Origin of the sequence: Streptomyces sp. NPDC002044, from assembly GCF_040296725.1 — a bacterium.
GTDB classification, from domain to species: Bacteria; Actinomycetota; Actinomycetes; order Streptomycetales; family Streptomycetaceae; genus Streptomyces; species Streptomyces antarcticus.
The window spans coordinates 1-1,008 of sequence record NZ_JBEOXU010000342.1; the positions used below are offsets into that span (position 1 = coordinate 1).

At 76.2% G+C, this 1,008-nt stretch carries 1 protein-coding gene; it reads right to left on the minus strand.

All coding sequences use genetic code 11. The features are described 5' to 3' along the window. Positions 1-145: 145 nt before the first annotated feature. Positions 146-688 (minus strand): heme-binding beta-barrel domain-containing protein, encoded by a 543-nt coding sequence (locus ABT106_RS32090; protein ID WP_351284613.1) that lies wholly within the window; start codon positions 686-688, stop codon positions 146-148. Between the last annotated feature and the right edge of the window lie 320 nt (positions 689-1,008).

Sequence of the window (1,008 nt, forward strand, 5' to 3'; positions counted from 1 at the left end):
GGCCGCGGCGCGCGGCCCTCAGCGCCGCCCGCTAGCCCGAGCAGCTCTCTGCACTCGGGTCAGGATCGGCCCCCGGCTGAGGCGCCGCCCCGGCCGAGGCGCCGCCCCGGCCGAGGCCCGCGGACCGGGACGCCCGCGCGCGTCGTCAGGAGGCGCGCTTGCGCAGGTGCGTCGTGAGGTGGTGCGTCAGGGGCTGTCCCACCGCCGCCATGTCGTGGACCACCGTCATCTCCCCGGCGTCCACGGTGTAGCGGCGCCGGGTTCCGGTGACCTCCTTGGCGAGCGGGGTCAGCCCCACGCTCCCGGTCTCGATCTCGAAGCCGGTGCCGGACACCCGCCCGACGTACGTCTCCACGATGCCCGTCGGGTGGGCGAGTACGACCTCCAGCGACGCGTCCGGCGTCACCCGCCACCACCCGGACTCGCGCCCCGCGGGGCGCACGGCCTGCCCGGCCCCATCGGTCAGCCACGCGCGCGCCTCGTAGCGGAGGAAGGGGCGGCCGTCGTGGCTGAAGGTGATCTCCTGCTCGTACGTGAAGTCCTGCGGCAGGGTCGGGTACTGGCCCCGGCCCCGGCCGTGCCATCGTCCGAGCAGCGGCAGCACCGGCCCCAGCAGCGGATGCGGCTCCGCGCCCTCGCCGAGGACGTGACTGTCGGGGTAGGGATTCTCCCGCACCGGTTCGAACATGTTCACCCTTGCTGTCTGTGGGAAGTCGCCGTGCCGCGCCGTGATCAAGTATGACCCGGCGCGACCGCCCGCCCGGCGGTCCCGCGTCCCCGCGCCCCGTCGGCAGGACGAGGGCGCGTCGGCCGGGCGGGCCGAGAGCGGGGTGACGGACCCGTACGGCGAACAGCCGCCCGCCACGGCGCGTGGGATGCTCGGAGGGTGAAGAGCGATGCCCCGCTCCCGTCCCCCGGGGACGGCCCCGCGCCCGAGGTGCTCGCGCTGGCCAGGGTCGTGGCCGGGCTGCGGGCGGAGATCGCCGAGCTGAAGGGCCGCGACGGCCG